This is a genomic window from Acuticoccus kandeliae, from assembly GCF_003073115.1.
Window position 1 is genome coordinate 1,107,550 of sequence record NZ_QBBV01000001.1, and the last position, 25,786, is coordinate 1,133,335.

At 68.6% G+C, this 25,786-nt stretch carries 26 protein-coding genes; 10 read left to right on the plus strand and 16 right to left on the minus strand.

What is annotated here, in order from left to right; all coding sequences use genetic code 11:
- Positions 1-117: 117 nt before the first annotated feature.
- Positions 118-987: a bifunctional DNA-formamidopyrimidine glycosylase/DNA-(apurinic or apyrimidinic site) lyase gene (gene mutM / locus DBV35_RS05115; protein WP_108659133.1), complete on the minus strand. Its 870-nt coding sequence runs from the start codon at positions 985-987 to the stop codon at positions 118-120.
- 92 nt (positions 988-1,079) lie between these two features.
- Here mutM and ubiE point away from each other — a divergent pair, with 92 nt between their 5' ends.
- The 3 genes from ubiE (at position 1,080) to DBV35_RS05130 (ending at position 4,253) form a co-directional block, all read left to right on the plus strand.
- A complete protein-coding gene (gene ubiE / locus DBV35_RS05120) occupies positions 1,080-1,835 on the plus strand; it encodes a bifunctional demethylmenaquinone methyltransferase/2-methoxy-6-polyprenyl-1,4-benzoquinol methylase UbiE (RefSeq protein WP_245943843.1) in 756 nt (251 codons plus the stop codon).
- Entirely contained in the window at positions 1,835-3,406 is a 1,572-nt protein-coding gene (ubiB, locus tag DBV35_RS05125) for a 2-polyprenylphenol 6-hydroxylase (protein WP_108659135.1), read from the plus strand. Before ubiE ends, ubiB begins: the two co-directional genes overlap by 1 nt.
- Before the next feature lie 331 nt (positions 3,407-3,737).
- Positions 3,738-4,253 carry a hypothetical protein gene (locus tag DBV35_RS05130; protein WP_108659136.1) on the plus strand — a complete coding sequence of 172 codons (516 nt, stop codon included), beginning with the start codon at positions 3,738-3,740 and terminating at the stop codon, positions 4,251-4,253.
- Positions 4,254-4,367: 114 nt separating this feature from the next.
- Here DBV35_RS05130 and DBV35_RS30505 read toward each other — a convergent pair whose 3' ends face one another.
- On the minus strand, positions 4,368-4,625 hold the full coding sequence (locus tag DBV35_RS30505; RefSeq protein ID WP_170134848.1) for a hypothetical protein: 258 nt from the start codon (positions 4,623-4,625) through the stop codon (positions 4,368-4,370).
- On the opposite strand from DBV35_RS30505, the gene ilvC reads away from it, so the two are divergent.
- Entirely contained in the window at positions 4,533-5,552 is a 1,020-nt protein-coding gene (gene ilvC, locus DBV35_RS05135; RefSeq protein ID WP_108659137.1) for a ketol-acid reductoisomerase, read from the plus strand. The two genes, DBV35_RS30505 and ilvC, sit on opposite strands and share 93 nt — an antisense overlap.
- A 93-nt stretch (positions 5,553-5,645) precedes the next feature.
- Here ilvC and DBV35_RS05140 read toward each other — a convergent pair whose 3' ends face one another.
- The 3 genes from DBV35_RS05140 to DBV35_RS05150 are packed head-to-tail and all read right to left on the minus strand — an operon-like array spanning position 5,646 to position 7,845.
- On the minus strand, positions 5,646-6,137 hold the full coding sequence (locus tag DBV35_RS05140; protein WP_108659138.1) for a hypothetical protein: 492 nt from the start codon (positions 6,135-6,137) through the stop codon (positions 5,646-5,648).
- A 50-nt stretch (positions 6,138-6,187) separates the two neighbouring features.
- Positions 6,188-7,522, minus strand: a complete 1,335-nt coding sequence (locus DBV35_RS05145; protein WP_205648472.1) for a DNA polymerase IV — start codon at positions 7,520-7,522, stop codon at positions 6,188-6,190.
- Positions 7,519-7,845, minus strand: coding sequence for a DUF3572 domain-containing protein (locus DBV35_RS05150; RefSeq protein ID WP_108659140.1), 327 nt, complete (start codon positions 7,843-7,845; stop codon positions 7,519-7,521). Before DBV35_RS05150 ends, DBV35_RS05145 begins: the two co-directional genes overlap by 4 nt.
- 59 nt (positions 7,846-7,904) lie before the next feature.
- Here DBV35_RS05150 and DBV35_RS05155 point away from each other — a divergent pair, with 59 nt between their 5' ends.
- Positions 7,905-8,276, plus strand: a complete 372-nt coding sequence (locus DBV35_RS05155) for a response regulator (protein ID WP_108659141.1) — start codon at positions 7,905-7,907, stop codon at positions 8,274-8,276.
- Here DBV35_RS05155 and rpmG read toward each other — a convergent pair whose 3' ends face one another.
- The 7 genes from rpmG to DBV35_RS05190 form a co-directional block, all read right to left on the minus strand.
- Complete coding sequence (gene rpmG / locus DBV35_RS05160; RefSeq protein ID WP_108659142.1) at positions 8,277-8,444, minus strand: 50S ribosomal protein L33; 168 nt, start codon at positions 8,442-8,444, stop codon at positions 8,277-8,279.
- Positions 8,445-8,526: 82 nt separating this feature from the next.
- On the minus strand, positions 8,527-9,768 hold the full coding sequence (locus DBV35_RS05165) for an MFS transporter (RefSeq protein ID WP_108659143.1): 1,242 nt from the start codon (positions 9,766-9,768) through the stop codon (positions 8,527-8,529).
- A gap of 126 nt (positions 9,769-9,894) precedes the next feature.
- Entirely contained in the window at positions 9,895-10,644 is a 750-nt protein-coding gene (locus DBV35_RS05170) for an NUDIX hydrolase (RefSeq protein ID WP_108659144.1), read from the minus strand.
- Positions 10,641-11,021, minus strand: a complete 381-nt coding sequence (locus DBV35_RS05175) for a DUF983 domain-containing protein (RefSeq protein WP_245943844.1) — start codon at positions 11,019-11,021, stop codon at positions 10,641-10,643. Before DBV35_RS05175 ends, DBV35_RS05170 begins: the two co-directional genes overlap by 4 nt.
- Positions 11,018-13,216: a ribonuclease R gene (gene rnr / locus DBV35_RS05180; RefSeq protein ID WP_108659145.1), complete on the minus strand. Its 2,199-nt coding sequence runs from the start codon at positions 13,214-13,216 to the stop codon at positions 11,018-11,020. Before rnr ends, DBV35_RS05175 begins: the two co-directional genes overlap by 4 nt.
- Before the next feature lie 51 nt (positions 13,217-13,267).
- Positions 13,268-14,143, minus strand: a complete 876-nt coding sequence (locus DBV35_RS05185) for an alpha/beta hydrolase family protein (RefSeq protein WP_205648473.1) — start codon at positions 14,141-14,143, stop codon at positions 13,268-13,270.
- A 109-nt stretch (positions 14,144-14,252) separates the two neighbouring features.
- Entirely contained in the window at positions 14,253-14,855 is a 603-nt protein-coding gene (locus DBV35_RS05190) for a YceI family protein (protein WP_108659146.1), read from the minus strand.
- A 241-nt stretch (positions 14,856-15,096) separates the two neighbouring features.
- On the opposite strand from DBV35_RS05190, the gene DBV35_RS05195 reads away from it, so the two are divergent.
- Positions 15,097-15,726 (plus strand): alpha-ketoglutarate-dependent dioxygenase AlkB family protein, encoded by a 630-nt coding sequence (locus tag DBV35_RS05195; RefSeq protein WP_245943845.1) that lies wholly within the window; start codon positions 15,097-15,099, stop codon positions 15,724-15,726.
- A 3-nt stretch (positions 15,727-15,729) separates the two neighbouring features.
- Here DBV35_RS05195 and DBV35_RS05200 read toward each other — a convergent pair whose 3' ends face one another.
- The 3 genes from DBV35_RS05200 to DBV35_RS05210 form a co-directional block, all read right to left on the minus strand.
- Positions 15,730-17,031 carry a TRAP transporter large permease gene (locus DBV35_RS05200; RefSeq protein ID WP_108659148.1) on the minus strand — a complete coding sequence of 434 codons (1,302 nt, stop codon included), beginning with the start codon at positions 17,029-17,031 and terminating at the stop codon, positions 15,730-15,732.
- Positions 17,031-17,525 carry a TRAP transporter small permease gene (locus tag DBV35_RS05205; protein WP_108659149.1) on the minus strand — a complete coding sequence of 165 codons (495 nt, stop codon included), beginning with the start codon at positions 17,523-17,525 and terminating at the stop codon, positions 17,031-17,033. Before DBV35_RS05205 ends, DBV35_RS05200 begins: the two co-directional genes overlap by 1 nt.
- A 95-nt stretch (positions 17,526-17,620) precedes the next feature.
- Positions 17,621-18,634: a TRAP transporter substrate-binding protein gene (locus tag DBV35_RS05210; RefSeq protein ID WP_108659150.1), complete on the minus strand. Its 1,014-nt coding sequence runs from the start codon at positions 18,632-18,634 to the stop codon at positions 17,621-17,623.
- Positions 18,635-18,927: 293 nt separating this feature from the next.
- On the opposite strand from DBV35_RS05210, the gene hemH reads away from it, so the two are divergent.
- Positions 18,928-20,013 carry a ferrochelatase gene (gene hemH / locus DBV35_RS05215; protein ID WP_108659151.1) on the plus strand — a complete coding sequence of 362 codons (1,086 nt, stop codon included), beginning with the start codon at positions 18,928-18,930 and terminating at the stop codon, positions 20,011-20,013.
- Here the strand turns inward: hemH and DBV35_RS05220 are convergent.
- Positions 19,997-21,349, minus strand: coding sequence for a UDP-glucose dehydrogenase family protein (locus tag DBV35_RS05220; protein WP_108659152.1), 1,353 nt, complete (start codon positions 21,347-21,349; stop codon positions 19,997-19,999). The two genes, hemH and DBV35_RS05220, sit on opposite strands and share 17 nt — an antisense overlap.
- A 298-nt stretch (positions 21,350-21,647) precedes the next feature.
- On the opposite strand from DBV35_RS05220, the gene DBV35_RS05225 reads away from it, so the two are divergent.
- The 3 genes from DBV35_RS05225 to DBV35_RS05235 all read left to right on the plus strand — a co-directional run bounded on the left by DBV35_RS05225 (position 21,648) and on the right by DBV35_RS05235 (position 25,754).
- Positions 21,648-22,835, plus strand: coding sequence for a Gfo/Idh/MocA family protein (locus tag DBV35_RS05225; protein WP_108659153.1), 1,188 nt, complete (start codon positions 21,648-21,650; stop codon positions 22,833-22,835).
- Between the two features lie 151 nt (positions 22,836-22,986).
- Positions 22,987-23,376, plus strand: a complete 390-nt coding sequence (locus DBV35_RS05230) for a glucose dehydrogenase (RefSeq protein ID WP_108660561.1) — start codon at positions 22,987-22,989, stop codon at positions 23,374-23,376.
- The gene (locus DBV35_RS05235; protein WP_108659154.1) at positions 23,373-25,754 is read left to right on the plus strand and encodes a pyrroloquinoline quinone-dependent dehydrogenase; all 2,382 of its coding nucleotides are present in this window, start codon (positions 23,373-23,375) and stop codon (positions 25,752-25,754) included. Before DBV35_RS05230 ends, DBV35_RS05235 begins: the two co-directional genes overlap by 4 nt.
- The last annotated feature ends 32 nt before the right edge of the window (positions 25,755-25,786 follow it).

Here is a 25,786-nt window from a genome sequence, read left to right on the forward strand (position 1 = left end):
GCCGCGTGAGCGCCACCGTGGCGCGCGGGGTGGGCGCGATTCGTGCCAAGGCTGAACCGCCTCGCGCCCTGAAACAAGATGCCACGAAAGCGCATCCAATGCGCATTTTGGATGCGCCTACCGCTGGCACACCGGGCAGAAGAAGGTCGAGCGCCCCGACTGGACGATCCGCGCCACGGTGCCCGAACAGGTCGGCCGTGCGCACGGCTCCTCCTCCCGCCCGTAGACTGCGAAATTGTGCTGGAAGCGGCCGAGCGAGCCGTCGGCGGCCACATAGTCGCGCAGGGAGGAGCCGCCGGCGAGGATCGCCTCGTCGATGACCGACAGGATCGCGGCGGTGAGGCGCACGAGATGCGCCCCCGCCTTCCCGTCGCGCCGCACGATGGTGCCGGCGAGGCGGCGCGGGGAGAGGCGCGCCCGCCACAGCGCCTCGCACACATAGATGTTGCCGAGCCCCGCGATCACGCGCTGGTCGAGGAGGGCGGCCTTCAGCGGCGTCACCTTGCCGTGGAGCGCCGCCGCGAGCGCGTTCGCCGTCAGCGATCCGGCGACCGGCTCCATGCCGAGATGGGCGAAGTAGGGATGCGTGTCGATGCCGCCCGGCTCGACGAGAGTCATGAAGCCGAAGCGGCGCGGGTCGTTGTAGATGATCCGCCGCTCCCCGAGCGTCAGCACCACGTGATCGTGCGCGGCCTTCTTGGAGCGGGGAAAGACCATCGACCCGATCGGCTCCCCGCCTTCGACGCGGAAGGCGCCGGACATGCCGAGATGGGCGACGAGGGCGGACCCGTCATCGAGCGTGCCGACAAGATATTTCGCGCGCCGGCCGAGCGTCTCGACGCGCCGCCCGGTGAGGCGCGCGGCGAAGCGGGCGGGGAAGGGGAAACGCAGGTCCGCGCGGGCGAGATGCACCGCGTCGATGACCTGCCCCTCCATCACCGGCGCCAGCCCCCGGCGCACGGTTTCCACCTCCGGCAACTCAGGCATTCACGTCCCTCCGCGCCTGTGACCGATCAGGCGATGGCCCATCCGGCTCCGGCCCGCTATGTGTTGCCGCGATGAGAGAGAAAGGTGACGTCATGAGCGATGCGTCCTTCGGGTTCCGGAAGGTGCCGGTCGAGGAAAAGCAGGGTCTCGTCAACAGTGTCTTCGACACAGTCGCGAGCCGTTATGACGTCATGAACGACACGATGTCGGCTGGGCTGCACCGAGTCTGGAAGGACGCGATGATCGCCTGGCTCGCCCCGCCGCGCCACCCGCGCGAGCCGTACCGGGTCGTCGACGTGGCGGGCGGGACGGGTGACATCGCCTTCCGCATCGCGAAGCGCATCGAGCGGAACGGCACCGTCACGGTCTGCGACATCAACCCCGAGATGCTGGCGGTGGGGGCGGCGCGCAACGCCAAGCGGCTGCGGCCGACGACGCCGTGCCAGTTCGTGGCCGCCAACGCCGAGACGATGCCGCTGCCGACCGGATCGTGCGACGTCTACACGATCGCCTTCGGCATCCGGAACGTGACGCGGCGCGAGCTCGCCCTCGCGGAGGCCTATCGCGTCCTGCGCCGGGGCGGCCGCTTCATGTGTCTGGAATTCAGCCACGTCGATCTTCCGGTCATGGACAAGATCTATGACAGCTACTCCTTCAACGTGATCCCGGCGATGGGGCGCCTCATCGCCGGCGACGGCGAGCCTTATCGCTATCTCGTGGAATCGATCCGCACCTTCCCCAATCCCGGCCGCTTCGCCGCCGAGATCGAGCGGGCGGGCTTCTCCCAGGTCGCCGTCCGCCCGCTGACCGGCGGGATCGCGGCGATCCACTCGGCGTTCAAGCTCTGATGGCGATAGCGCCGTTCGTCAGGCTCATCCGCGCGGGCTTTGTCCTCGCGCGTGAGGGGGTGTTCGCGATCGTGCCCGTGGAGGACGCGCCGGCCTCGGCGCGGTTCGCGATCCGCGTCGTGCGCCTGATCGAGCGGCCGAGCGCGCAGAAGCGCGACCTCGCCGCGCGCCTGTCGCTGGCGCTCGACCGGCTGGGGCCGTCCTACGTGAAGCTCGGCCAGTTCCTCGCGACGCGCGCCGACGTCGTCGGCGAGGAGGTCGCGAACGAGCTTGCGAAGCTCCAGGATCAGGTGCCGCCGGTGCCGGACGAGGCGGCGCGGGCGGAGGTGGAGGCCGCGCTCGGCCGGCCGGTCGACGCCCTCTTCGCCGATTTCGGAACGTGCGTCGCCGCCGCCTCGATCGCGCAGGTCTATCGCGCCACGATCGACGACACGCACGGCAAGCGCATCGTGGCGGTGAAGGTGCTGCGCCCCGGCGTCGCCCGGCGCTTCGAGAAGGACCTCGAGGCCTACTATGCGGCCGCGCGCTTCCTGGAGCGCTATGTGCGCCCCGCGCGCCGCCTGCGGCCGATCGCGGTGGTCGACACGCTCGCCGAATCGGTGCGCTTCGAGATGGATTTCCGCCTCGAGGCGGCCGCCATCTCGGAGATGGCCGAGAACACGAAGGACGACCCGCGCTTCCGCGTGCCGCGCGTGGAGTGGTCGCGGACGGCCCGCTCGGTCCTCACCATGGAGTGGATCGAGGGCATCAAGATGAGCCGCGTCGCGGAGCTGCGCGAGGCGGGCTTCGACTTGCCCGAGCTCGGCCAGCACGTGATCCAGACCTTCCTGCGCCACGCGATGCGCGACGGCTTCTTCCACGCCGACATGCACCAGGGGAACCTGTTCGTTGAGCCGGACGGGACGCTGGTGGCGGTCGATTTCGGCATCACCGGCCGCCTGCCGCGCAACGAGCGCGCGGCCCTCGCCGAGATCCTCTACGGCTTCATCGTGCGCGACTATCACCGCGTCGCGCGCGCCCATTTCCGCGCCGGATACGTTCCGGCGGACCAGGACGTCGACCTTTTCGCGCAGGCGCTGCGCGCGGTCGGCGAGCCGATCCGCGACGTGACGGCGGCCGACATCTCGATGGCGCGCCTCCTCACCCAGCTCTTCGAGATCACCGAGCTCTTCCACATGGTGACGCAGCCCCAGCTCATCATGCTGCAGAAGACGATGGTGGTGGTGGAGGGCGTCGCCCGCTCGCTCGACCCGCACCTCGACATGTGGCGCGCGGCCGAGCCGGTGGTGCGCGACTGGATGACGAGCGAGCTCGGCCCCGCCGGCACCGTGCGCAAGGCGCAGGAATCGTTCGGCGCGGTCGTGCGCGCGGCCCTCCAGGCGCCGGACCTTGCCGAGCGGGTCGATCGTCTCTCCAAGGATCTTGAGAACGCGCTGGAGAGCGGGCTGCCGCTGTCGCCCAATTCCGTGTCCCAGATCGCGACCACCGTCGCCCCGACGCGGCTGCGCGCGGTGGCGCTGTGGATCGGCGCGCTGAGCCTCGCGGCGATCGCCCTCGGCATCTGGACCTGACCGCAAATCCTGCGCCGGCGCATCATTTCGGCGCTGCGATAAACGCTTCGGTCCGCCGAATCGCCACCGTATCCGTCTGATTCGGCGAAGTCTTCCCGGTTCGCTCGACTGTGGGGTTGACGAATACACAGGCTGGCGGCACGTTTGGAGCGTTAACTATCACCCTGGGACTATTCGGGGAATCTCAAGTCGGGCCGGTGGCAATACCCTCCGTCTCGCAACTGCGAAAAAGTGGAAGGGTGCGATCAACCCCTCCTTAACCATTTCTCCTCATCGTGAAGCACGAGGCGGGCTCGAACCGCTTGATGTTTCACCATTCATGGCGGGCGGTATGTGGTTCATTGCTGATCTCTTTGAGCGCTACACCAACAGCGTCGCCAAGACCTTCATTAAGATGGCGACGATGGAGGCGACGGCGACGCGCAATGCGATTGAGCAGGAGCGGCTGCGCCAGCGCGCGCAACGCTGCACGATCGTAGAGCCGGACGAGGAGGCGCGCGCCGAAGTCGAATCCGCGGCGGTGGCCGAAGCGAAGGAAGCCCCCCGGCACGAGCACGACGCGCCGCTGCGCGCCGAGAGCGCGGCGCCGGCCGAATTCGACGGGGCGGCGACGGTCGACATGCCGATGGGTGTGCGCGGCGACGTGGTCCTGCAATACGCGGCCGCCTTCGAGGGGGTCTCTCCCGGCGAGGATGGCGCGGCGCTCGTCGAGAAGCTGCGCAAGGACAAGAAGGTCCGCGTTGCCGAGCTTCGGATGATCACCGCCTGCGTCCTCGGCGAGGAGCCGACGGTGCGGCAGAAGCCGGAGCACCTCGCGGTCCTGCGCACCCACGTCGGCGCCGTCTAAGGCAGCCGGCCCCGATCGGAGACCTCGCAGCCGGCGGATCGCCGCCGGAGCGGGGTCCTTGCGTCCCTCGATCCGTCGGGAGGCCGGCTCCGATGCCGGCCTTTTTCGTGCCCGTCACGCCGCGTCGAGGCGGGCGGCGCAGAGCAGATTTCGTGCCACGATCGCCATCAAACGCGTTCTGTAACGAAACGACCATTCACAGACCCGTCGCAAACCGTTTATGAGGGGCGCGACGGGAGGAACACGCTCCCACATTTCAGAAGACTCGAGGGAGCCACAATGCGCGTCTACTACGATCGCGATGCCGATATAAATCTCATCAAAGGCAAGGCCATCGCCGTCGTTGGCTATGGCAGCCAGGGCCATGCCCATACGCTGAACCTGCGTGATTCCGGATGCCCGAACGTTGCCGTGGCGCTTCGCCCGGGTTCGGCCTCCGCCAAGAAGGCCGAAGCCGAGGGCATCAAGGTGATGACCGTGGAAGAGGCCGCCAAGTGGGCCGACGTCGTCATGATGCTGACGCCGGACGAGCTTCAGGCCGACATCTACAACGAGCAGCTCGCCCCCAACATGAAGGAAGGCGCGGCGCTCCTCTTCGCCCACGGCCTCAACGTCCACTTCAACCTCATCGAGCCGCGCAAGGACCTCGACGTCCTGATGGTCGCGCCGAAGGGGCCGGGCCACACCGTGCGCTCCGAATATCAGCGCGGCGGCGGCGTTCCCTGCCTGATCGCGATCGCGCAGGACTCCTCGGGCAACGCCCATGATCTCGGCCTCGCCTACGCCTCCGCCATCGGTGGCGGCCGCGCCGGCATCATCGAGACCACCTTCAAGGAAGAGTGCGAGACGGACCTCTTCGGCGAGCAGGTCGTGCTTTGCGGCGGCCTCGTCGAGCTCATCCGCGCCGGCTTCGAGACGCTGGTGGAAGCCGGCTACGCGCCCGAGATGGCCTATTTCGAGTGCCTCCACGAGGTGAAGCTGATCGTCGACCTCATCTACGAGGGCGGCATCGCCAACATGAACTACTCGATCTCGAACACCGCCGAGTATGGCGAGTACGTGACGGGCCCGCGCATCATCACCGACGAGACGAAGGCGGAGATGAAGAAGGTCCTGCAGGACATCCAGTCCGGCACCTTCACGCGTAACTGGATGCTGGAGAACAAGGTCAACCAGACCTCGTTCAAGGCGACCCGCGCCAAGCACTCCGAGCACCAGATCGAGAAGGTGGGCGAGGATCTGCGCGCGATGATGCCGTGGATCAAGGAAAAGGCGCTCGTCGACAAGGCGCGCAACTAGTCAACGCGAACGGCGGTGCCTCCGCGCCGCCGACAGGGTGGGTGAGGGGCCGGTGCGCTGACGCGTGCCGGCCCTTCTTCTTTGGAGCCCCGCCTATTTCGGCCGCAGCGAATATTGCTGGCGCGCGCGCTCGCCGCCGCCCTCGGGACGGGTGATCTCGGTCACCATCAGGATCCCGCGCCGATTGATCCGGAAGCGGAAATTGTGCGTCCCGGTGTCGTCGACGACGTGCGCCTGGTAGAGGCCGCCGCGCGCGTTCGCCGGCGTCGCGAAGGCGAGCGGCAGCTCGCATGCGTTGGCGTTGCCGCAGGTGCGGGTGATGCGCACGCGATAGCCGGTCGGCACATAGCGCCCGTCCGCCAGCGTCTCGCCGCACTGGAAGGCGAGCTCCACGCTCACAAGCGCGCCTTCCTGAAGCTCCGGGTTCGTGTAGAGCCCGCCTTCGCCGAGCGAGCCCTCGTCGCAGCCGAGCGGCTGGGCAAGGCCCGTCTGGGCAAGGGCGGGGGATGTCGTCATCGGTGCGGCCATCAGCATCGCCGCGAGGCCGAGCGCGGTCAGTCCAAGCCGTCCGGTCAGGTGGTTCATGTCAGCTTCCTTCCGCAGCACCACACTCGGTGGGTAAACGAACGGCTCCGTCAACGGCTCCCGGGTCCGCGTCGTCCGGTCGCGGAAGGCTCGCCCGAGGGCGGGCGCTGGCGGCGCGGCTCGGAGAGGGAGAGGCCGTACATCACCGCGTCGTCGCCGAAGCGGGAGCGCAGCGAATCCATTGCCTTCTCCGCCTTGCCGAGGCGGCCGCGGTTTGGGTCGAAGAGCTCCTCCGCGTCGGCCGTCTCGATCGGGACGAGCTGGGAGAGGCCGATGCCGATGAGGCGGTAGCGGCGGATCCCGTCCGCCTCACCCGCCAGCAGCGACTTGCCGGCGGCGAAGATGCGATGGGCCATCGCGGTCGGGGCGGGGAGCTGCTGGGCGCGGGTGATGGAGCGGAAATCCGGCGTCTTCAGCTTGAGCGTGACGGTCCGCCCGCCGATCTCCGCCGCCTTCAGCCGCGTCGAGACCTTCTCGGAGAGGTGGCGCAGGAGGGCGAGGAGGGTGTGGCGGTCGGCGATGTCCTCGTCGAAGGTGGTCTCGGCGCTGACGCTCTTGCGCTCGCTGGTGGGGTCCACGACGCGGCTGTCCTCGCCGTGGGCGAGGCGCTTCAGGCGCTGGCCGGTCTCGCCGAAGCGGCGCATCAGGTCGCGCAGGTCCGCCTCCTGGAGCTGGCGCACGTGCGTGACGCCGCCTTCCGCGAGGCGGCGGGCGGCGGCGGGGCCGACGCCCGGAAGCCGCGTCACCGGCTCGCCGGCGAGCTGCGCCATGGCGTCGCCCCGGCCGACGACCGTGAAGCCGCGCGGCTTGTCTGCGTCCGAGGCGTATTTGGCGAGGAACTTGTTGGGGGCGAGGCCGACGGAGACGGTGATTCCGATCTCCCGCTCCACCTCACGGGCGAAACGGGCCATCACGACGGCTGGGGGCGCCTTGTGGACGCGTTCGGTGCCGGAGAGGTCCAGGAAGGCCTCGTCGATCGACAGGGGCTGCACGAGCGGCGTGAGGGCGTGCATGCGCTCGCGCACCTCCCGCCCCACCGCGACATATTTCTGGAAGTTGGGACGGACCACCACCGCGTCCGGGCACGCCTTCAGCGCCTTGAACATCGGCATCGCCGAGCGCACCCCGTGGATGCGCGCGAGATAACAGCAGGTCGACACCACCCCGCGCCGTCCGCCGCCGATGATGACCGGCACGTCGCGCAAAGACGGGTCGTCGCGCTTCTCGACCGCCGCGAAGAAGGCATCGCAGTCGACGTGGGCGATATTGAGGGCGGTCAGCTCGGCGTGGGAGACGATGCGGGGGCTGCCGCAGTTCGGGCAACGTCGGGCGGGGGTTGGCGCGAAGAGCGCCGTGCAGTCACGGCAGAGCGAATGGGCACTCACGCCCAATCGTCGGCGATGCGGGGCGGCCAGTCGTCATCTGCCACCATGGGGCGGTCGAGACGCTTGCGCGCCGCGACGATATCGTCCGGGGTGATTTCTTGCGCCGCGGCGACGGCGAGGAGGACCTCCTCGTCCTGCAGCACGAAGTCGAGGACACCGGCCACAAAGCTCGGCGAGGCGGCCGCATCGCGCAGGCTGGTGGGGTCGAGCCCGGTCAGCGCGAAGAACTGGTTGAGCACTTTCGGCGTCGTCGCAAAGTGCGACAGCGCGGCGATCGCGATCGTCTCTGCCTGCGGGACTTCGTCGGGATCTCTTGACGGCACCGTCCGCTCCTCACACACACAAAGACGGCGCACGGGGCGCCGATGGAGTGGATGACGGCATGGGGCACCGGGTGCTCATCGTTGAGGACAACGAGCTTAACATGAAGCTCTTCCACGACCTGCTCGAAGCGAGCGGTATGGATATCCTGCAAACACGCAACGGGATCGACGCGCTGGAGGTCGCCAAGCGAGAGCGACCTGACCTTATCGTGATGGACATTCAGCTCCCCGAAATGTCCGGCCTCGAAGTCACCGAGAGGATCAAGTCCGATCCGGACTTGAAGCCGATTCCGGTCATTGCCGTCACCGCCTTCGCGATGAAGGGAGATGAGGAGAGAATTCGCGCCGCCGGCTGCGAAGCCTATCTCTCCAAACCCATCTCCATCGACCGCTTCATTTCGACGGTGAAGTCGTTTTTGCCGAAGCGGTAATTACTTAATTTTCGCTTCGCGGAATTCGACGTGCTTCTTAACGACCGGGTCGTACTTTGTCTTGGTCATCTTCTCGGTCATCGTGCGGGTGTTCTTCGTCGTCACGTAGAAATACCCGGTGTCCGCGGTGGACACGAGCTTGATCTTGATGGTCGTAGCCTTGGCCATGGGTGTCTCCAGCGCCGCGCGCGCGGCCGCTCATTCAGGGGATAAGGTCAAACTGTGCCAATGGGGGTGGGCGCGCGCGAAGTCAAGAGCGCAGCCCCCTCAGCCCCACCCGCAACAGCGCCATCACGACGTAAATGCCGAAAATGAGGGCAATGGCTATTGCGAAGCCATGCGGGGGGAAGAGGTCCAGCGCGCCGCCGAGCGAGATCGGTCCGATCAGCATCCCGAAGGCGTACATCATCACGAACGCCGCGTTCGCGGAGGCGAGGTCGCCGCCCGTATAGCGCGAGGCGAGCTGGGTGAGGCCGATCGTGTAGAGGCCGGTCACGATGCCGCCGGTGATGAAGAGGAGGAGGAGGAGAAGGACGTAGTGGTCGGCGAAGACGGGGATGAGGAGACCGCCCACCGCGCCCACCGCCGCCGAGACGATGAGGAGGAGGCGCCGGTTCACCCGGTCCGCGAGGTAGCCGATCGGGATCTGTGAGAGGACGTTCCCGACCGCGATCGCCGAGACGAGGATGACCGCGTGCTCGCCCGAGAGGCCGATCGCGACGCCGTAGAGCGGCAGGATCGCGGTGCCGCCAGATTCCACCGCCCCGAAGACGAGCGCGGCGAAGAGCGGCAGCGGGGCGAGGAGCACGAAGCGCAACAGGTTGCGCCCGCCCGTTGTCGGGATCTCCGGCTCGCGCGCCCGCACCGTCGCGACCGGGATCGCCGCCGCGAGGAGGCACAGCGAGCCGATCAGGAAGGGCATGATCCCGTGCGTGCCGACGATCGCGAGGATCAGCGGGCCGATGGTGATCCCGATCGACAGGAACGCCGTGTAGATGCCGACGATCAGCCCGCGCCGGTGGGAGGGGGCGAGGGAGGAGATCCAGAACTCGGTGAGCGCGAAGATCAGCGTCACCGAGGCGGAGAAGATGAAGCGCAGCGGGAACCAGAAGACGAACGGCGTGATGAGATAGAAGCCCATCAGCGCGATCGACATGGTGATGAACGCGGTGATCATCATGCGTGCGGTGCCGAAGCGCTTCGCGAGCTCGCTGACGAAGGGGAGGATGCTGATCGCGGCGACGCCCGCCGTCGCGGTGTTGACGCCGATCCAGATGGGCGAGACGCCGCGCTGGGAGAGCACCACGGAGAGGAGCGGCAGGCTGAGGCTCAGCGCGATGCCGACCCCCGTGATGCCGCTGATCACCGCCGCCAGCGCCAGCCCGTCGATGCCGCGCGTGCCCTCTCCCGCCAGCCGACGCATGGCGTCGGACTGCGCGTCATGGACCTCGGCACGGTCTGCGACGAGGCGAGAGGGGGTCGTTTGGTCCATGGCAACGCAAGTTCGGCGAAGTTCGACAGGGCTGTGTGTCGCGCAAAAGCCGACGACACGCCAGATCTTATCACGATGAAATGGCGGTCCGAATACGCGCGCGCGCCCGCGCGGACCGGTTGGTGGCTAAACGGTCACGCGCTCGAACCGGCCGCGGACATAGCGATAGAACGGCACGGGGCGGCCGGGGGTGAGGGCCGGGTCGTCGGCGAGGCGGTTCGTCAGCTCGTCGAGCACCGTCACGGTGATCGCGGGCAGGTCCATGCCGCGCGCCTCGTCGATCGTCACCCAGGCGATCTCCTCGAGCTCGGCATCCTCGCCGACGCAGTCCGGGTCGATGTCGGCGACGGCGGCGCGGTCGACGACGAAGAAGCGCGTGTCGAAGCGGCGCGGGCGGCGCGGCGGGGTAATGGCCCGCAGGACGAAGCGGAGCGCGCCGAGGTCGAGCGACACGTTGCGGTCCGCGAACGGGGCCCAGGCCGCGCCCGCGGGGAGGGCGCCCGCGTCGCGCCGGCCGATGATGACGCCCGTCTCCTCGTACGCCTCGCGCAGCGCCGCGACGCCGAGCGCACGCGCCCTCGCCGCGCCGGTCTTGTTGCGCATGTGGGCCGTCAGCTTGCCGAGCGTCACGTCGTCATAGTCCGCGCCGAGGCGCACGCGCGCGTCGGTCGGGTCGACGCGGCCGCCGGGGAAGACGAAGCGGTTCGGCATGAAGGCGTGGCGCGAATTGCGCCGTCCCATCAGCACCTTGGGCGCTTTCGGGTCGTCGCGATCGAGGATCAGGATGCTTGCCGCGTCGCGGATGGTGATCGGCGGGTGGCTCTGGTCGCGCTCGGCCTTCGTGAGCCGCTCGGTCAGCGCTTCGGCGCTCGTCATGCGTGGTGTTCCTCCCCGTCGATCCCGAATCCGTGCATCTCGTTCGCCCATTGAATGGCGATGAGCGCGCCCTTCACCGGTTGGAGCAGGATGAAGGAGAGAGCAACCGTCATCGGCAGGAAGATGGCCGCGTGCAGCCACATCGGCGGGTGATAGGCGATTTCGAACGACAGCATCAGGCCGACCACGACGTGGCCGACGATGAGCATGACCATGTAGGGCGGGGCGTCGTCGGCGCGCTGGTGGTGGAGCTCCTCGCCGCAATGGGCGCAGGTCGGCTCCACCTTCAGGAAGCGGCCGAAGAGCCGTCCCTTGCCGCATTTGGGGCAGCGGCAGCGGCCTCCGTTCAGCATCGCATCGATCAGGGAGCGGCTCATCGGCGACCTCGCTTGGACGGCGGCAGTTTCGGACGTCCGCCGGTGCGCCGCGGACCCGGACGCGACGGGCGACGGGTGCGGCGGCGCGGTTCGGCCGTCGCCTCGTGCTCCACGATCTCGAAGCGGAGCGCGCCGGAGAGGGGCGCCGCCTCCACGAGACGCACATGCACCGTGTCGCCGAGGCGGAAGGTGACGCCGCTCGTCTCGCCGACGAGGGCGTGGGCGTTCTCGTCGTGGATCATGTACTCGGCCGAGAGGGTCGAGATCGGGATGAAGCCGTCGCCGCCCGAATCGTCGAGTTTCACGAAGAGGCCGGCGCGCGTGACGCCGGTGATCCGCCCCTCGAACACGGTGCCGATCTTTTCGGCGAGCCAGCCCGCGATGAGGCGGTCGATCGTGTCGCGCTCGGCGAGCATCGAGCGCCGCTCGGTCGCCGAGATCGCCTCGCCGATGGCGGGCAGCTCCTCGATCTCCTCATCGCTCAGTCCGTCGCTGCCGAGGCCCTCCGCGCGGATCAGCGCGCGGTGGACGATGAGGTCGGCATAGCGGCGGATCGGCGAGGTGAAGTGGGCGTAGCGGCGCAGGTTGAGGCCGAAATGGCCGAGATTGTCCGGCGCGTACTCGGCCTGGCTCTGCGAGCGCAGCACGACCTCGTTGACGAGCTGGGCGTTCGGCGTGCCTTCGACGCGGGTCAGGATGTCGTTGAAGTGGGACGGGCGCATCCGCGTGCCGCGGGCAAGGCGGATGTCGAGCGTCAGGAGGAACTCGCGCAGCGCGTCGAGCTTTTCGAGGCCCGGCGCGTCGTGGACGCGGTAGAGGTGCGCCATGCGCGCCGTCTCGCACGTCTCCGACGCCGAGACGTTCGCCTGGATCATGAACTCTTCGATGAGCTTGTGCGCGTCGAGCCGCTGGGGCACGACGACCCGCGCGACCTCGCCCTCGGACGTGAGGAGGATCTTGCGCTCGGGAAGGTCGATCTCCATCGGCTCGCGCGCATCGCGGCCGCGCTTCAGCACCTCGTAGGCGGCCCAGAGATTCTGGATGAGGGGAGCGATGTCGGACTCGGCCCCGTCCGCGATCGCCTGCGCCTCCTGGTAGGCGAGGCGGCGCGCGGAGCGCATCAGGACGCGGTGGAAGGTGTGGCGGTGCTTGCGCCCGTCGGCGGAGAAGACCATCCGCACGGCCATCGAGGCGCGCGCCTCGCCCTCGCGCAGCGAGCAGAGATCGTTGGAAATCCGCTCCGGCAGCATGGGGACGACGCGATCGGGGAAATAGGTGGAGTTGCCGCGCAGGCGCGCCTCCGAATCCATCGCCGAGCCGTACGTCACGTAGTGGGCGACGTCGGCGATCGCGACGGTGACGATGACCCCGCCTTCATTGTGCGGGTCGGGCTCGGCGTAGACCGCGTCGTCGTGGTCCTTCGCGTCGGGCGGGTCGATGGTCACGAACGGGATGTGGCGCCAGTCCTCGCGCCCGCCCTCGAGCCCGGCGGGCTTCGCCGCCGCCGCCTCGGCGAGCACGCGGTCGGGGAACTGGTCGGGGATGCCGTGGGCGTGGATCGCGAGGAGCGAGACCGCCTGCTCGGACCCGACCGGGCCGACCACCTCGACGATGCGCGCGGAGCGCCGCCGGTCGACCTCGATCTTCACGAGCGTGTTGCTCGCGATGTCCTTCACCTCGGCGGGGTCGACGAAGAAAATGTCCCGCTCCTTCTTGGTGATGGGGGTGAGCTGGGGCCGGTCGCCGATCCGCTCCAGGACGGCGAGCGTCGCGGCGGGGCGGCGCTCGAGCACCTTGATCACGCGGCCGAGGTGTCGTCCGTCGGTGTCCTGAGAGATGCGGGCGAGGAGGCGGTCGCCCATGCCGGGGGCCGGGCCCTTGCCGACGAGCGTGACGCGCGGCTTCGGCCCGTCCTCGTCCCACTGGGTGGGCTCGGCGACGAGCTCGCCATCATCGTTGCGGCCGGTGACCGCGAGGAGGGTCACGCGCGGCAGCTGTCCGGGCGTGCCGACATGCTTGCCGGACTTGGCGAGGAGGCCTTCGTCCGCCATCTCCGCGAGGAGGTTCTTCAGCTCTATGCGCGCGCCGCCCTTGACGCCGAAGGCCCGTGCGATCTCGCGCTTGCCGACGCGCCCCGGACTTTCAGCGACGAAACGCAGGATCTCATCGCGTGTGGGACCGTCAGGTTTTGTCATCGGCCTGATGTGGCATTGCGCGCGCCATTCGTCGAGGCCCCTCGCCGCCGATCAGCGTGCCGAGAGCATCCAGTTGATGGTCTCGCGCCAGTCCGTCATCCGGATCGGGGTGCCGTGGCTGCCCGTCTCGAAGCGGACCATCTTCACGGGGTAGCCGCGGGAGCGGAGGCCACGGAAGAAGCTCTCCATCCGGTCGACGGGGAAGACCTTGTCGCGGCTTCCCTGGCCGATGAAGACCGGCACGCGCCGCTTGAACGCCTCGCTGGAGGTGAACTGGTCGTCCCACATGGAGCCGAGGAGGAGGAGGCCGCCGAGGCGCGGGGCGACGGACGGATCGCGCGCGAGGCGCCAGCAGAGCGCGCCCCCCATCGATCCGCACGCGATGAAGACCGGCGCGCGCGGCGAGGCGGCGGCATAGGCGTTGATCAGCCCCGCGATCTCCGCCGCGCCCTTCGCGCCGAAATCGGAGAAGTCGGGCGAGAGATAGACGCCGCCGGCCTGGGCGACGAGATTCTTGATCCGGTTGAAATTGCCGCCGAACGAATAGTCGTTGACGCCCTGGCTCCGGCTCCCGCCCTGGCCGTGGAGATAGACGACGATGAGGCGCGCCCCCTCGCGGCGGCCGACGGCGACGTGGCGCACGCTCCCGGCGGGGGTCTGGACGGTGAGGTCGGCCTGGTTGCGGCGCACGCCGAGCGAGACATAGCGGGCGTGGGCGCGCCGCTCCGGCACCTCGTCGCGGCCGTTGATGTCGCGCACCTCGTCATAGGCAACGACGCGATAGGCCCCGCCCGCCTCCGTCGAGATCGTCGGCGGATAGGCGAAGAGCTGGTCCTTGTGGGCGGGAAGGCTCTGCGCGGCGGCCGGCAGGGCGAGCGCTGCGGCCAGCAGCGAGGCGAGGGCTAACCGTGTCAGAATGCGTGTCATCCGCCTGTTCTAGAGCAGTTTTGGCGGGCGACGAAATGACCATTTTGCGAAAGCGCCGCACCGGTGGGACCGGCGCGGCGCGAAGGCGGACGGGCTCGGCGCGTCGCCTTTAGCCGTCGAGGCCGAACTCGGCCTGGATCTCGACCGTCACGTCGGTGCCGATCGGACCGGCGAGGGACTGGATCCCGAACGCGGTGCGGTCGATCGTGCCGATCGCGGAGATGCCGAGATGGGGCTTGCCGCTCATCGGGTGGTTCGCGGCGCGCACGAGCGTCGTGTCGAGCGTCACCGGCAGCGTGGTGCCGTTCATGGTGAGTTCGCCCGTGATCTCGGCCGTGTTCTCGCCCGTCACCGCGATCGAGGTGGTGGTGAAGGTGATCTCGGGGTGCTCGACCGCGTTGAGGAACATGTCCGAGGCGATCTCGGCGTCGAAATCATCCGGGCCGGGATGGAGCGTCACGACGTCCTGGCCGCCGAGCGTCACGTTCAGCGTGGACTTCGTCACGTCGGCCGCGTCGAGCTCGATCGTCGCGTCGATCGCGCTGCGGTCGAACATGCCGGTATAGGTGGAGAAGCCCATGTGGCTGACCTTCCACACCACCGAGGAGTGGGACGGGTCGATCACGTAGGTGCCGGAGGGGACATCCACCGATTCCGCAGCCGCGGGAAGCGCCAGCCCGAGAGTGGCCGCGACGGCAAAGACGAAACGCATGAGGGAAGCTCCATTCGATGTTGATACCGCATCGCACAACGAGGCGGGTTCGGCTTCGGCATGTATGGTCTGCGTGAAAAGGCACAAAGCGAGCCGCGGCTCGATCCGCTCACAAGCCGGTGAGAAGTGCGTGCATTGAGACACTCTAACGCAGCGCAGCATAAGGGCTGAGCAGTTTCGCTGCCCACGCCGCGAATGTTGTGGCAAGAGGCGGCCGGAGAGACGCGTTAAGGGGCGCACGATGACGGGGATGATTGCGGAAGGCGTGGCCTACCATCCGGGCCTGCTGCCGGCGACGGAGCAGAAGGCGCTCGTGGCGGACCTGCACCGGGTGATCGCCGCGGCTCCCTTCTTCACGCCCCAGATGCCGCGCACCGGCGCGCCCTTCTCGGTGGAGATGACGAATTGTGGGCCGCTCGGCTGGGTGAGCGACCGCAAGGGCTACCGCTACCAGCCGACCCATCCGGAGACCGGCCGCCGCTGGCCGCCGATCCCGGAGCGCCTCCTCAAGATCTGGCGCGCCGTCGGAGCGCCGGGCGTGCCGGAGGCCTGCCTCATCAACCGCTATGGCGAGGGGGCGAAGATGGGCCTCCACCAGGACCGCGACGAGGAGACGTTCGAGGCCCCCGTCGTCTCCGTCTCGCTCGGCGACACCGCCGTCTTCCGCATGGGCGGGACGACGCGGCGCGGGCCGACCCGCTCGCTGCGCCTCGCCTCCGGGGACGTGATCGTCTTCGGCGGGCCGGCGCGGCTCATGTATCACGGCATCGACCGCGTCCTCGCCGGCTCCTCCCGGCTGCTGCCGGAGGGCGGGCGCCTCAACCTCACCATGCGCCGCGTCACCCCGTTTCCGGCCGACGAGGCGGGCTGAGCCTCACCCCATCAGGCTGGGCAGCCAGAGCGCGAGGCCGGGGATCAGGAGGATCAGCGCCACGCGCACGACGTCGGCCGCGATGAAGGGGGCGACGCCGCGGAAGATCGTGCCGAGCGGCACGTCCGGCAGCACCGTCTTCAGGACGAAGACGTTGAGGCCGACCGGCGGCGTGATGAGGCTGATCTCCGTCATCACGACGACGAGGATGCCGAACCAGACGAGATCGAAGCCGAGGTTGCCGACGAGCGGGGCGAAGATCGGCACCGTGAGGAGCACCATCGAGAGGCTCTCCAGCACCATGCCGAGGAAGAGGTAGATCGCGAGGATCACGAGGAGGATCGCGAAGGGCGGCCAGGCGAGATGCTCGACGAAGGAGGTCATCGCCGCGGGCAGCCCAGCGACGTTCACGAAATTCGCGAAGATCAGCGCGCCGATGAGGATCGAGAACATCATCGTCGTGGTGGTCGCCGTCTCCGCGAGGACCTCGCCGAAGGTGCGCAGCGTGAGCTTCCCGCTGAAAAGCGCGATCAGGAACGCGCCGAACGCGCCGATGCCCGCCGCCTCCGTCGCGGTGAAGATCCCCGCATAGATCCCGCCGATCACGAGAAGGAAGAGGGCGAGGACGCCGCCGACCCCGCGCGTCGCGCGCAGCTTTTCGGCCATCGTCGTCTCGGGTCCGCGCGGGCCCGCGGCCGGATTGATGAGGCAGGTGACGCGCACGGCGGCCATGTAGAGGAGGATGCCGAGGAGGCCGGGGACGATGCCGGCGATGAAGAGCGCGCCGATATTCTGGCTCGTCGTCACCCCGTAGAGGATCAGGATCACCGAGGGCGGAATGAGGATGCCGAGCGTGCCGCCCGCCGCGATGACGCCGGCGGCGAGGCTGTCGGCGGTGCCGTATCGGCGCATCGAGGGGAGGGCGACCTTGCCGATGGTCGCCGCCGTCGCGAGGGAGGAGCCGCAGACGGCCGAGAAGCCGCCGCAGGCGACCGCCGTCGCCATCGCGAGCCCGCCCCGCCGCGCGCCGAGCCAGGCATAGCAGGCGGCGTAGAGCTTGTCGGAGAGGCCCGCGCGGGTCACGAAATTGCCCATCAGGATGAAGAGCGGGACGACCGAGAGCGTGTAGGAGAGGCCGGTGTCGAAGAGCGTCTGGCCGGTGATGGAGAGCGCCCCGCGCGGTCCCATGATGAGGATCAGCCCGGCACTGCCGACAAGGCCCATCGCGAAGGCGATCGGCACGCCGACGAGGATCAGGGCGACGAGCGCGACGAGGCCCGGCACCCACGGTTCGAGACCGAACATCAGCGGTCGGCTCCGGCGTTCGGGCGGCGCGCCGCGAGGATCTGGAGGACGAAGCGGGCCGCGGCGACGACCGAGGCGGCCGCGCTCAGCGCCATCAGCGCGTAGGCGACGGGCGCGAGCGGGATATGGAGAAGGACGGTCGCGTCGCCATAGCGCGAGAGCGCGGCGCCGCGCTGGTAGAGGAGATAGGCCGCGCCCGCGAGGAGGACGGCGACCACGAGTTCCACGAGGCGGTCGAGCAGGAAGCGCGGCCCGTCGGGCATCCGGTCGACGAGGAGGCGCACGGTCACGTGGTCGCCCCGCGCGGTGACGATCGGCAGGCCCGCGAAGATCGCGAGGGCGAGCATGATCTCCGTCGCCTCGAACGCGCCGGGAACCGGGGAATTGAACACATAGCGCCCAACGACGTCGACGACCGTCAGGAGCATCATGGCCATCAGGAGCACGCCTGCGATCGCGATGAGCAGGGCCGATGTGAGGGGGAGGAGTTTCACGAATCACCCTTCGGGGGACGGGAAGAGGGCGGTGTCCGCGCGCCGGGCGGCGCCGCGGACACCGGGGTCCCTGCCGAATGGCAGGGACGGGGGGCTCAGGAGCCGGAGGCGGCCTTCTCGCGCAGCGCCTTCAGCGCGGCCGCGCCGTCAATCCCCTTCGCCGCGGCGGCGTCGATGAAGACCGAATCGATCCCGTCGAGCGCGCCGCGAATCTCCTCCACGAAGGCCTCGCTCGCGACCGTCTGCGCGACGCCCGAGGTCTCCATCGTCTTGCGCCCGGCCGCGTCCGCCGCGTCCCAGGCCTTGCCAGCCCGGCGCGCGAGTTCCACGCCGGAGACCGAATCGATCGCCGCCTTGTCCTCGTCCGAGAGGCCGTTCCACGTGTCCTCGTTCATGATCATGAAGAAGGACGTGTTGTAGAGGCCGCCCGGCACTTCGGTGCCGTGCTTCACGACGGTGTCGATCTTGAAGAACGGTACGGATTCGGGCGGGAAAAGGATGCCGTCCGCGACGCCGTTGGAGAGAATTTCATAAACCTGCGGCGAGGGGGCCGATACCGGCACGATGCCGAGGCGCTCGGCCACGATGTTCGCGAGGCCGCCGCCGACGCGCATCTTCTTGCCCTTGAGGTCGGCGATGTCCTCCACCGGGGAGGCGACCATGTAGATCTCGCCGGGCCCGTGGGTCCACAGGGCGAGGAGCTTCACCCCTTCGTGCTCGTTCGCGCCGGCGAGATATTCCTCGAACACCTCCTGGTAGGCGACCGAGAGCGCCTCGGAGGAATCGCCGAGGAAGGGCACTTCCGCGATCGTCGTCAGCGAGAAGCGGTTCGGGGTGTAGCCGTGGACGCCGAAGCCGATATCGGCCGCGCCGTCGTGGATGAGGTCATACTGGGCCGGCGGCTTGCCGATCGGCGCGGCCATGACTTCGACCTTGACCCGGCCGTCCGTCGCCTCGGTCACGGCCTCGCCCCAGGGGATGATGATGTCGCGCACGATCGGATGGCTGGGCGGCAGCCAGTTCGAGACCGTCAGCGTCGTGTCGGCCATGGCCGAAGTTGCGCCGACGGTCAGAAGGGCGGCGACGGAAAGGGCGCGCAGTGTGGGCATCGTGTCTGTCCTTGTCATGCGCCGGCTTGGTCTCGTGGCACGGCGAGGGGGAGATTAGGCGGCATCGCAGACGTCTGTCGACAAGGGGCATGTTTCGCGCCAAGTCGCTGGGGCAATGGCGGGCGGTCGACGGTGTCGCAAGGCCGGTGCTGGCGCGCTTGCCGCTCAATGAGCCAAGAGCAATCGCGCCAGATCGATGGAGCGAACACGCTTTTCTCGGTCAATCCGACTCGGATTGAACGAGACGTGTTCTAAAGTCTCGCAACGGGCCGCGCCGGCATTAGATGGACGCCATGGACACGATCGATCGCACGAAACCGGCCGCGGAGCCGGGACACCCGCATGCCGGCCTCGAAGGCGGCCCGCGCCCCGACGACCACCCGACGGTGAGCTTCGGCCGGATCGGCGTGCTCCTCGTCAATCTCGGCACGCCCGAGGGGACCGACTATTGGTCCATGCGTCGCTATCTCAAGGAATTCCTGTCCGACCGGCGCGTCATCGAGGTGCCGCGCGCGATCTGGTGGCCGCTCCTCAACCTCGTGATCCTGTCGCGCCGGCCGCAGCGCTCGGGCGAGGCCTATGAGCAGGTGTGGAACAAGGAACTCGACGAGTCGCCGCTGAAGACGATCACGCGCAGCCAGGCCGACAGGCTCGCCGCGAGCCTTGCGGCCGATCCGCGGATCGAGGTGGACTGGGCGATGCGCTACGGCCTCCCGCCGATCGCCGAGCGGCTGGAGGCGCTTCAGAGGAAGGGCTGCGAGCGGATCCTGATCGTCCCGCTCTATCCCCAATATGCGGCGGCGACGACGGCGACGGTGAACGACAAGGCGTTCGACGCGCTGAAGACGATGCGCTGGCAACCGGCGATCCGCACCGCGCCCCAATGGTGCGACGACCCGGTCTATATCGACGCGCTCGCCCGCTCGATGGAGGACCACCTCGCCACGCTCGATTTCGAGCCGGAGCTGGTGCTGACGAGCTATCACGGCGTGCCGAAATCGTACCTTCTGAAGGGCGACCCCTATCACTGCCAGTGCCTGAAGACGACGCGGCTCCTGCGCGAGCGGCTCGGCTGGCCGGAGGACCGGCTGCGCGTGACCTTCCAGTCCCGCTTCGGGCGCGAGGAGTGGCTGAAGCCCTACACCGACGAGACGGTGAAGGCGCTCGCCCAGTCGGGGGTGAAGCGGCTCGCGGTGATGATGCCGGGCTTCGTCGCCGACTGCCTCGAGACGATCGAGGAGATCGGCGTCGAGAATGCCGGCTATTTCTACGAAAATGGCGGAGAAAAATTCTCCGCCATTCCGTGTCTCAACGATTCAGATCACGGCATGCGCGTGATCGAGAACGTGGTCCGCCGCGAGCTTATGGGTTGGCTTTGACGACCTTGGCGACCGGCGGCTCGAGGAGCCTGTCGGGCCGGCCGAGGCCGCGATAGACGAAGCCCGCGGCCTCGGCGTCGGCCGGGTTGAACACGTTGCGCAGGTCGATGAGGACGTCGCCCTTCATCGTCTTGCGCACGGCGGAGAGGTCGAGCGCGCGATACTCGTTCCACTCCGTCATGAGGACGAGGACGTCCGCCTCTTCGGCGACCTTCGCCGCGTTCTCGCACCAGACGGCGCCTTCCAGCATCGCCTCGGCGTGACGGCGGCCTTGCGGGTCGTGCACCTTCACGGTCGCGCCCTTGTCCATCAGGCGGGGCAGGATCACGAGGCTCGGCGATTCGCGCATGTCGTCGGTGTTCGGCTTGAAGGTGACGCCGAGGACGCCGATCGTCTTGCCGCGCACGTCGCCGCCGGCGGCGCGCACGATCTTCGTGACCATCGACTGCTTGCGCTCTTCGTTGACGATCTGCACCTGCTCGATGAGGGAGAGGGGCGAGGAGGCCTCGCGCGCGGTGCGCACCAGGGCCGACACGTCCTTCGGGAAGCAGGAGCCGCCATAGCCGGGGCCGGTGTGGAGGAACTTGTTGCCGATGCGCCCGTCCGAGCCGATCGCGTTGGCGACCTGCTGCACGTCCGCGCCGACCTCCTCGCACAGATCCGCGATCTCGTTGATGAAGCTGATCTTCATCGCGAGGAAGGCGTTCGCGGCGTACTTCGCGAGTTCGGCCGATTCACGCGAGGTGAAGATGATCGGCGCGTTGCGCAGGGCGAGCGGCTTGTAGAGGCGGCTCATCACCTCCTTCGCCCGCTCGTCGTCGCAGCCGACGAGGATGCGGTCGGGGTGGGTGAAGTCCTGGATCGCGGAGCCTTCGCGCAGGAATTCGGGGTTGGAGCAGACGGCGAAGTCGGCGTCGGGCCGCAGCGCGCGCAGCCGCCGCTCGATCTCGCGGCTGGTGCCGACGGGGACGGTCGACTTCGTGGTGATGACGGTGAAGCCGGTGAGGTGCGGGGCGAACTCCTCCACCGCCGCGTAGATGTAGGACAGGTCCGCGTGGCCGCTGCCGCGCCGCATCGGGGTGCCGACCGCGAGGAAGACGAGGTCCGCGTCCTTCACCGAGTTGGCGACGTCACCCGTGAAGGTGATGCGGCCGGCGGCGCGATTGCGGTCGACGAGGGCGTCGAGGCCGGGCTCGAAGATGGGGATGTGCCCATCCAGCAGTGTGGCGAGCTTGTCAGCGTCCTTCTCGACGCAGGTGACGGACCACCCGAACTCGGAGAAACACGCTGCCGATACGAGACCGACGTACCCGCCGCCAATCATGCAAATTTTCATGACATCAACTTCCGGAGTGTCTGTTGGTTGGCGTGAAGAGCCCTCAGGCCTTGGTCCTGTGTGAGGTGACTATAGCACCTCGCACGGGATCTGAAGCCGCGGATGGGATGAACTCCTCCCAGAGTCATGATTCGATTGCTGGTTCGACCAGGGATAGCCGAGTCTCCGGCAACAGGTTGTGGGTGTGGACCATCCACGCCAATCATGGCGGCATTGAGGATCGGAAACGGGCAATTGTCGCCGCCCGGCCCATCTTCCGCATCAGGGTCACAGAAACGCAACGAGCAGGCCGAACGACATGGCAATTGAATCATCTCGACATGATGGCGGGTCGCGCAAGCTCCGCCTCGGCATGGTGGGGGGCGGGCATGGCGCCTTCATCGGGGCCGTCCACCGCATGGCCGCCCGCCTCGACGACCGGTACGAACTCGTCGCGGGCGCGCTGTCGGCGAACCCGGAGAATGCGCGCCGCTCCGCCCTCGATCTCGGCATCGCCGAAGACCGGGCCTACACCTCCTATGAGGAGATGGCCGAGAAGGAGGCGGCGCGGGAGGACGGCATCGACGTCGTTTCGATCGTGACCCCGAACCACCTGCATTTCGCTCCCGCCAAAGCGTTCCTGGAGGCCGGTATTCACGTCATCTGCGACAAGCCGATGACGGTGTCGCTGGAGGAGGCGAAGGCGCTCGTCGCGCTGGTGCGCAAGACGGGGCTCGTCTTCGTCCTGACGCAGAACTACACCGGCTATCCGATGGTGCGCCACGCGCGCGAGATGGTGGCCTCAGGCGCGCTCGGCGACATCCGCGTCCTCCAGACGAATTATGCGCAGGACTGGCTCGCGACCGCGATCGACCAGGAGGGCCAGAAGCAAGCCGCCTGGCGCACCGACCCCAAATTCGCGGGGGCGGGCGGCTCGGTCGGCGATATCGGCGTGCACGCCTTCAACCTCGCCGCCTTCGTCTCGGGCCTGGAAATCGAACAGCTCTGCGCGGATCTGCGCAGCACCGTCCCAGGCCGCCAGCTCGACGACAATGCCAACGTGCTGATGCGCTTCAAGGGCGGGGCGACGGGGACGCTCTGGGTCTCGCAGGTCGCGACCGGCAATTTCAACCGCCTGACGCTCGGCGTCTACGGCACGAAGGGCGGCATCCAGTGGGACGGGGAGGACAATGACAACCTCCTCTACACCCCGCTCGGCGAGGCGACGCGGATCCTGACGCGCGGCGGGCCGGATGTCGGAGCGGCGGCGGGCCGGTCGACGCGGCTGCCGACGCGCCACCCCGAGGGCTTCATCGAGGGCTTCACCAACGTCTACACCGATGCCGCCGAGCTGATCGCCGCCAAGCGCGACGGCCGCGCGCCCGATCCCGGCGCGACCAGCGTTCCGACGGTGGAGGACGGGGCGCGCGGCCTCGCCTTCATCGAGGCGTGCGTGAAGTCGAGCCGCGCGGGCGGCGTCTGGGTCGACGCCTCGATCGACCTCTAGCTCCATCGCCATCCGGCCCCGCCTGCGACGGCGGGGACGTTCAATCTTCGATCCGGGACGGAACATGCCCGGCTTCGGGCCGTTCCTCCTTCAGACGTCGGCTTTGTCCGGTCGCCTCTTGGATGCATCCGCTCAAGAGATCGAGGATTTCATGACATATCGACACGACACCCAAAGGACCCGCGGCGTGGGTCATTGGGTGGTGATGCTGCTCGCGCTCGTGATCGGCGCGCTCGGCGTCGTTCTGGCCGCGGGAGGCGCATATCTCATCGCCCTCGGCGGCAGCTGGTACTACGCGCCTGCCGGACTTGGATTGATCGCGACGGCCGTGCTTCTCGCGCGCCGCGATATCTCCGCCCTCTACATCTACCTTCTCGTCTGGATCGGCACGCTCGGCTGGGCCTACTGGGAGGCCGGGCTCGACTGGTGGGCGCAGGTGCCCCGCGTGGTTGCCCCGACCGTGCTCCTCGTGCTCGTCCTTCTGGCGACGCCGGCCCTCGGCCGCCGCCCCTCTTCCGATACTCACGAGGTGAACGCATGACCGGCCGCACCTTCACATGCGCCGTCTCGATGATGGCGCTCGTCCTCGCCGCACCGGCCCTCGCACAGGGCACCGACGCCACGACCCCGCCGGCCGCCACCCAGCCGTCCGACACCGCCAGTCCGCCCGCCGCATCGACGACCGGGACTGAGACCGCGACGCCGCCGAGCGATCCGTCCGCGACCGCCGAGACTGCGTCCCCCGACGCGGCTACGACCGGCACGGCCGGGACCGAGGCGCAGCCCGCCGCGGAGGCTGCGCCCGGCGCGACCGCAGAGACGGCGCCCGATGCCGCGACCGGAAGCGCCGCGAGCGAAACCCCATCCGGCGATCCGGCCGCCGAAGCGCCCGCGAGCGCCAGCACCGCCCCCGATCCCGCCACCGGCACCGCCGCGAGCGAGGCGACGGCCGAGACCGAGACGGCCGCGATTGGCCAGCCGCCGGCGCCGCAGCCCGAGGTCGGCGCCGACTGGCCCTTCTATGGCGGCGACGCCGACGCCACGCGCTATTCGCCGCTGGCGCAGATCACGCGCGACAATGTCGGCCAGCTTGAGCGCGCCTTCGTCTACCGCACCGGCGACATGCCGAGCGAGGCGGCGGCGGGCAAGTATGCGCCTGAGACGACGCCGCTGAAGGTCGGCGACGCGCTCCTCATGTGCTCGGCGAAGAACATCCTGATCTCCATCAACGCCGCGACGGGCGAGGAGAACTGGCGCTACGATCCCAAGGTCGGTGACGACGCCATCCCCTATTCGGCCTCGTGCCGGGGTGTCTCGGTCTACACCAACCCGGACGCCGCCCCCGACGCCGCCTGCGCGACGCGGGTCATCGAGGGCACGCTCGACGCGCGCCTCATCGCGGTCGACACCAAGACCGGCGAGCCGTGTGCCGATTTCGGCGAGAACGGCGAGGTCGATCTCTGGGACGGGATCGGCGAGCGGGTGCCCGGCTGGTACGCCGTGACCGCGCCGCCCGCGATCGTGCGCGGCATCGTCGTGACGGGCGCGCAGGTAAAGGACGGCCAGGCCGAGGACGCGCCCTCCGGCGTCGTGCGCGGCTACGACGCCGTGACCGGCGAGCTCGCCTGGGCCTGGGACCTCGGCGCGCCCGAGGAGAACAAGAACGGCCCGCCCGAGGGCGAGGTCTACACGCGCGGCACGCCCAACATGTGGACCGCCGCCACCGCCGACGAGGCGCTCGGCTACGTCTATCTCCCGCTCGGCAACTCCTCGGTCGACTACTATGGCAGCAACCGCTCCGAGGCGGAGAACGACTATTCCACCTCGCTCGTCGCGATCGACGTGACGACCGGCGACCCGGTGTGGACCTTCCAGACCGTCCATCGCGACGTCTGGGATTACGACCTCGGCAGCCAGGCGACCCTCGTCGACTTCCCGAGCGACGGCGGAACCGTGCCGGCGATCATCCTGCCGTCCAAGCAGGGCGACATCTACGTCCTCAACCGCGAGACGGGCGAAAGCCTCTTCCCGGTCGGCTCGGTCGAAGCGCCGAAGACGGGCAGCGTGGAGCCCGACTATCTCGCCTCCGAGCAGCCGGTGTCGGAGTACCACACGCTACGCCATGCGGATCTGAAAGAGAGCGACATGTGGGGCTTCACCCCGATCGATCAGCTCTACTGCCGGATCCTCTACCGTCAGGCGAACTATGCGGGCTTCTTCACCCCGCCCTCGACCGACAAGCCGTGGATCCAGTTTCCGGGATATAATGGCGGCTCGGACTGGGGCTCGGTCGCGGTCGACACCGAGCGCGGTATCATCATCGCCAACTACAACAACATCCCCAACCACAACCGTCTTCTGACGCGTGAGGAGGCGGATGCGCGCAACCTTCAGCCGATCAACGAGCAGGAGGCCGGCGCGGGGGGCGGCTCGAAGGCCGAGGGCGCAGGCGACCCGCAGGCGGGCGCGCCCTACGCGATCGACGTGAATGCGGGCTGGCGCGACGAATATACGGGCGTTCCGTGCACCCGGCCGCCCTATGGCGGGATCCGCGCGATCGACCTCAAGACGGGCAAGACGCTGTGGGACACGCCGCTCGGCACCGCGCGCCGCAACGGCCCCTTCGGGATCCCGTCTTTCCTGCCCTTCAAGATCGGGACGCCGAACAATGGCGGCTCGGTGGTGACGGCGGGCGGGCTCGTCTTCATCGCCGCCGCGACGGACAATCTCTTCCGCGCGATCGACATCGAGACGGGCGAGACGGTCTGGGAGGACCTGCTGCCGGCGGGCGGCCAGGCCAACCCGATGACCTATGAAGTCGACGGGCGGCAATATGTGCTGATCGCGCCGGGGGGCCACCACTTCATGGAGACCCCGATCGGCGACTACGTGATCGCCTACGCGCTGCCCGAGAGCTGAGGCGACGGCCGCCGCCTTCCGGGCGGCGGCGC

Bases quoted from the DNA above. Each gene is read 5' to 3' on its own strand.
- mutM (WP_108659133.1), bottom strand. From the start codon at position 987: ATGCCTGAGTTGCCGGAGGTGGAAACCGTGCGCCGGGGGCTGGCGCCG.
- ubiE (WP_245943843.1), top strand. From the start codon at position 1,080: ATGAGCGATGCGTCCTTCGGGTTCCGGAAGGTGCCGGTCGAGGAAAAG.
- ubiB (WP_108659135.1), top strand. From the start codon at position 1,835: ATGGCGATAGCGCCGTTCGTCAGGCTCATCCGCGCGGGCTTTGTCCTC.
- DBV35_RS05130 (WP_108659136.1), top strand. From the start codon at position 3,738: ATGTGGTTCATTGCTGATCTCTTTGAGCGCTACACCAACAGCGTCGCC.
- ilvC (WP_108659137.1), top strand. From the start codon at position 4,533: ATGCGCGTCTACTACGATCGCGATGCCGATATAAATCTCATCAAAGGC.
- DBV35_RS30505 (WP_170134848.1), bottom strand. From the start codon at position 4,625: ATGGGCATGGCCCTGGCTGCCATAGCCAACGACGGCGATGGCCTTGCC.
- DBV35_RS05140 (WP_108659138.1), bottom strand. From the start codon at position 6,137: ATGAACCACCTGACCGGACGGCTTGGACTGACCGCGCTCGGCCTCGCG.
- DBV35_RS05155 (WP_108659141.1), top strand. From the start codon at position 7,905: ATGGGGCACCGGGTGCTCATCGTTGAGGACAACGAGCTTAACATGAAG.
- rpmG (WP_108659142.1), bottom strand. From the start codon at position 8,444: ATGGCCAAGGCTACGACCATCAAGATCAAGCTCGTGTCCACCGCGGAC.
- DBV35_RS05165 (WP_108659143.1), bottom strand. From the start codon at position 9,768: ATGGACCAAACGACCCCCTCTCGCCTCGTCGCAGACCGTGCCGAGGTC.
- DBV35_RS05170 (WP_108659144.1), bottom strand. From the start codon at position 10,644: ATGACGAGCGCCGAAGCGCTGACCGAGCGGCTCACGAAGGCCGAGCGC.
- DBV35_RS05175 (WP_245943844.1), bottom strand. From the start codon at position 11,021: ATGAGCCGCTCCCTGATCGATGCGATGCTGAACGGAGGCCGCTGCCGC.
- rnr (WP_108659145.1), bottom strand. From the start codon at position 13,216: ATGACAAAACCTGACGGTCCCACACGCGATGAGATCCTGCGTTTCGTC.
- DBV35_RS05185 (WP_205648473.1), bottom strand. From the start codon at position 14,143: ATGACACGCATTCTGACACGGTTAGCCCTCGCCTCGCTGCTGGCCGCA.
- DBV35_RS05190 (WP_108659146.1), bottom strand. From the start codon at position 14,855: ATGCGTTTCGTCTTTGCCGTCGCGGCCACTCTCGGGCTGGCGCTTCCC.
- DBV35_RS05195 (WP_245943845.1), top strand. From the start codon at position 15,097: ATGACGGGGATGATTGCGGAAGGCGTGGCCTACCATCCGGGCCTGCTG.
- DBV35_RS05200 (WP_108659148.1), bottom strand. From the start codon at position 17,031: ATGTTCGGTCTCGAACCGTGGGTGCCGGGCCTCGTCGCGCTCGTCGCC.
- DBV35_RS05210 (WP_108659150.1), bottom strand. From the start codon at position 18,634: ATGCCCACACTGCGCGCCCTTTCCGTCGCCGCCCTTCTGACCGTCGGC.
- hemH (WP_108659151.1), top strand. From the start codon at position 18,928: ATGGACACGATCGATCGCACGAAACCGGCCGCGGAGCCGGGACACCCG.
- DBV35_RS05220 (WP_108659152.1), bottom strand. From the start codon at position 21,349: ATGAAAATTTGCATGATTGGCGGCGGGTACGTCGGTCTCGTATCGGCA.
- DBV35_RS05225 (WP_108659153.1), top strand. From the start codon at position 21,648: ATGGCAATTGAATCATCTCGACATGATGGCGGGTCGCGCAAGCTCCGC.
- DBV35_RS05230 (WP_108660561.1), top strand. From the start codon at position 22,987: ATGACATATCGACACGACACCCAAAGGACCCGCGGCGTGGGTCATTGG.
- DBV35_RS05235 (WP_108659154.1), top strand. From the start codon at position 23,373: ATGACCGGCCGCACCTTCACATGCGCCGTCTCGATGATGGCGCTCGTC.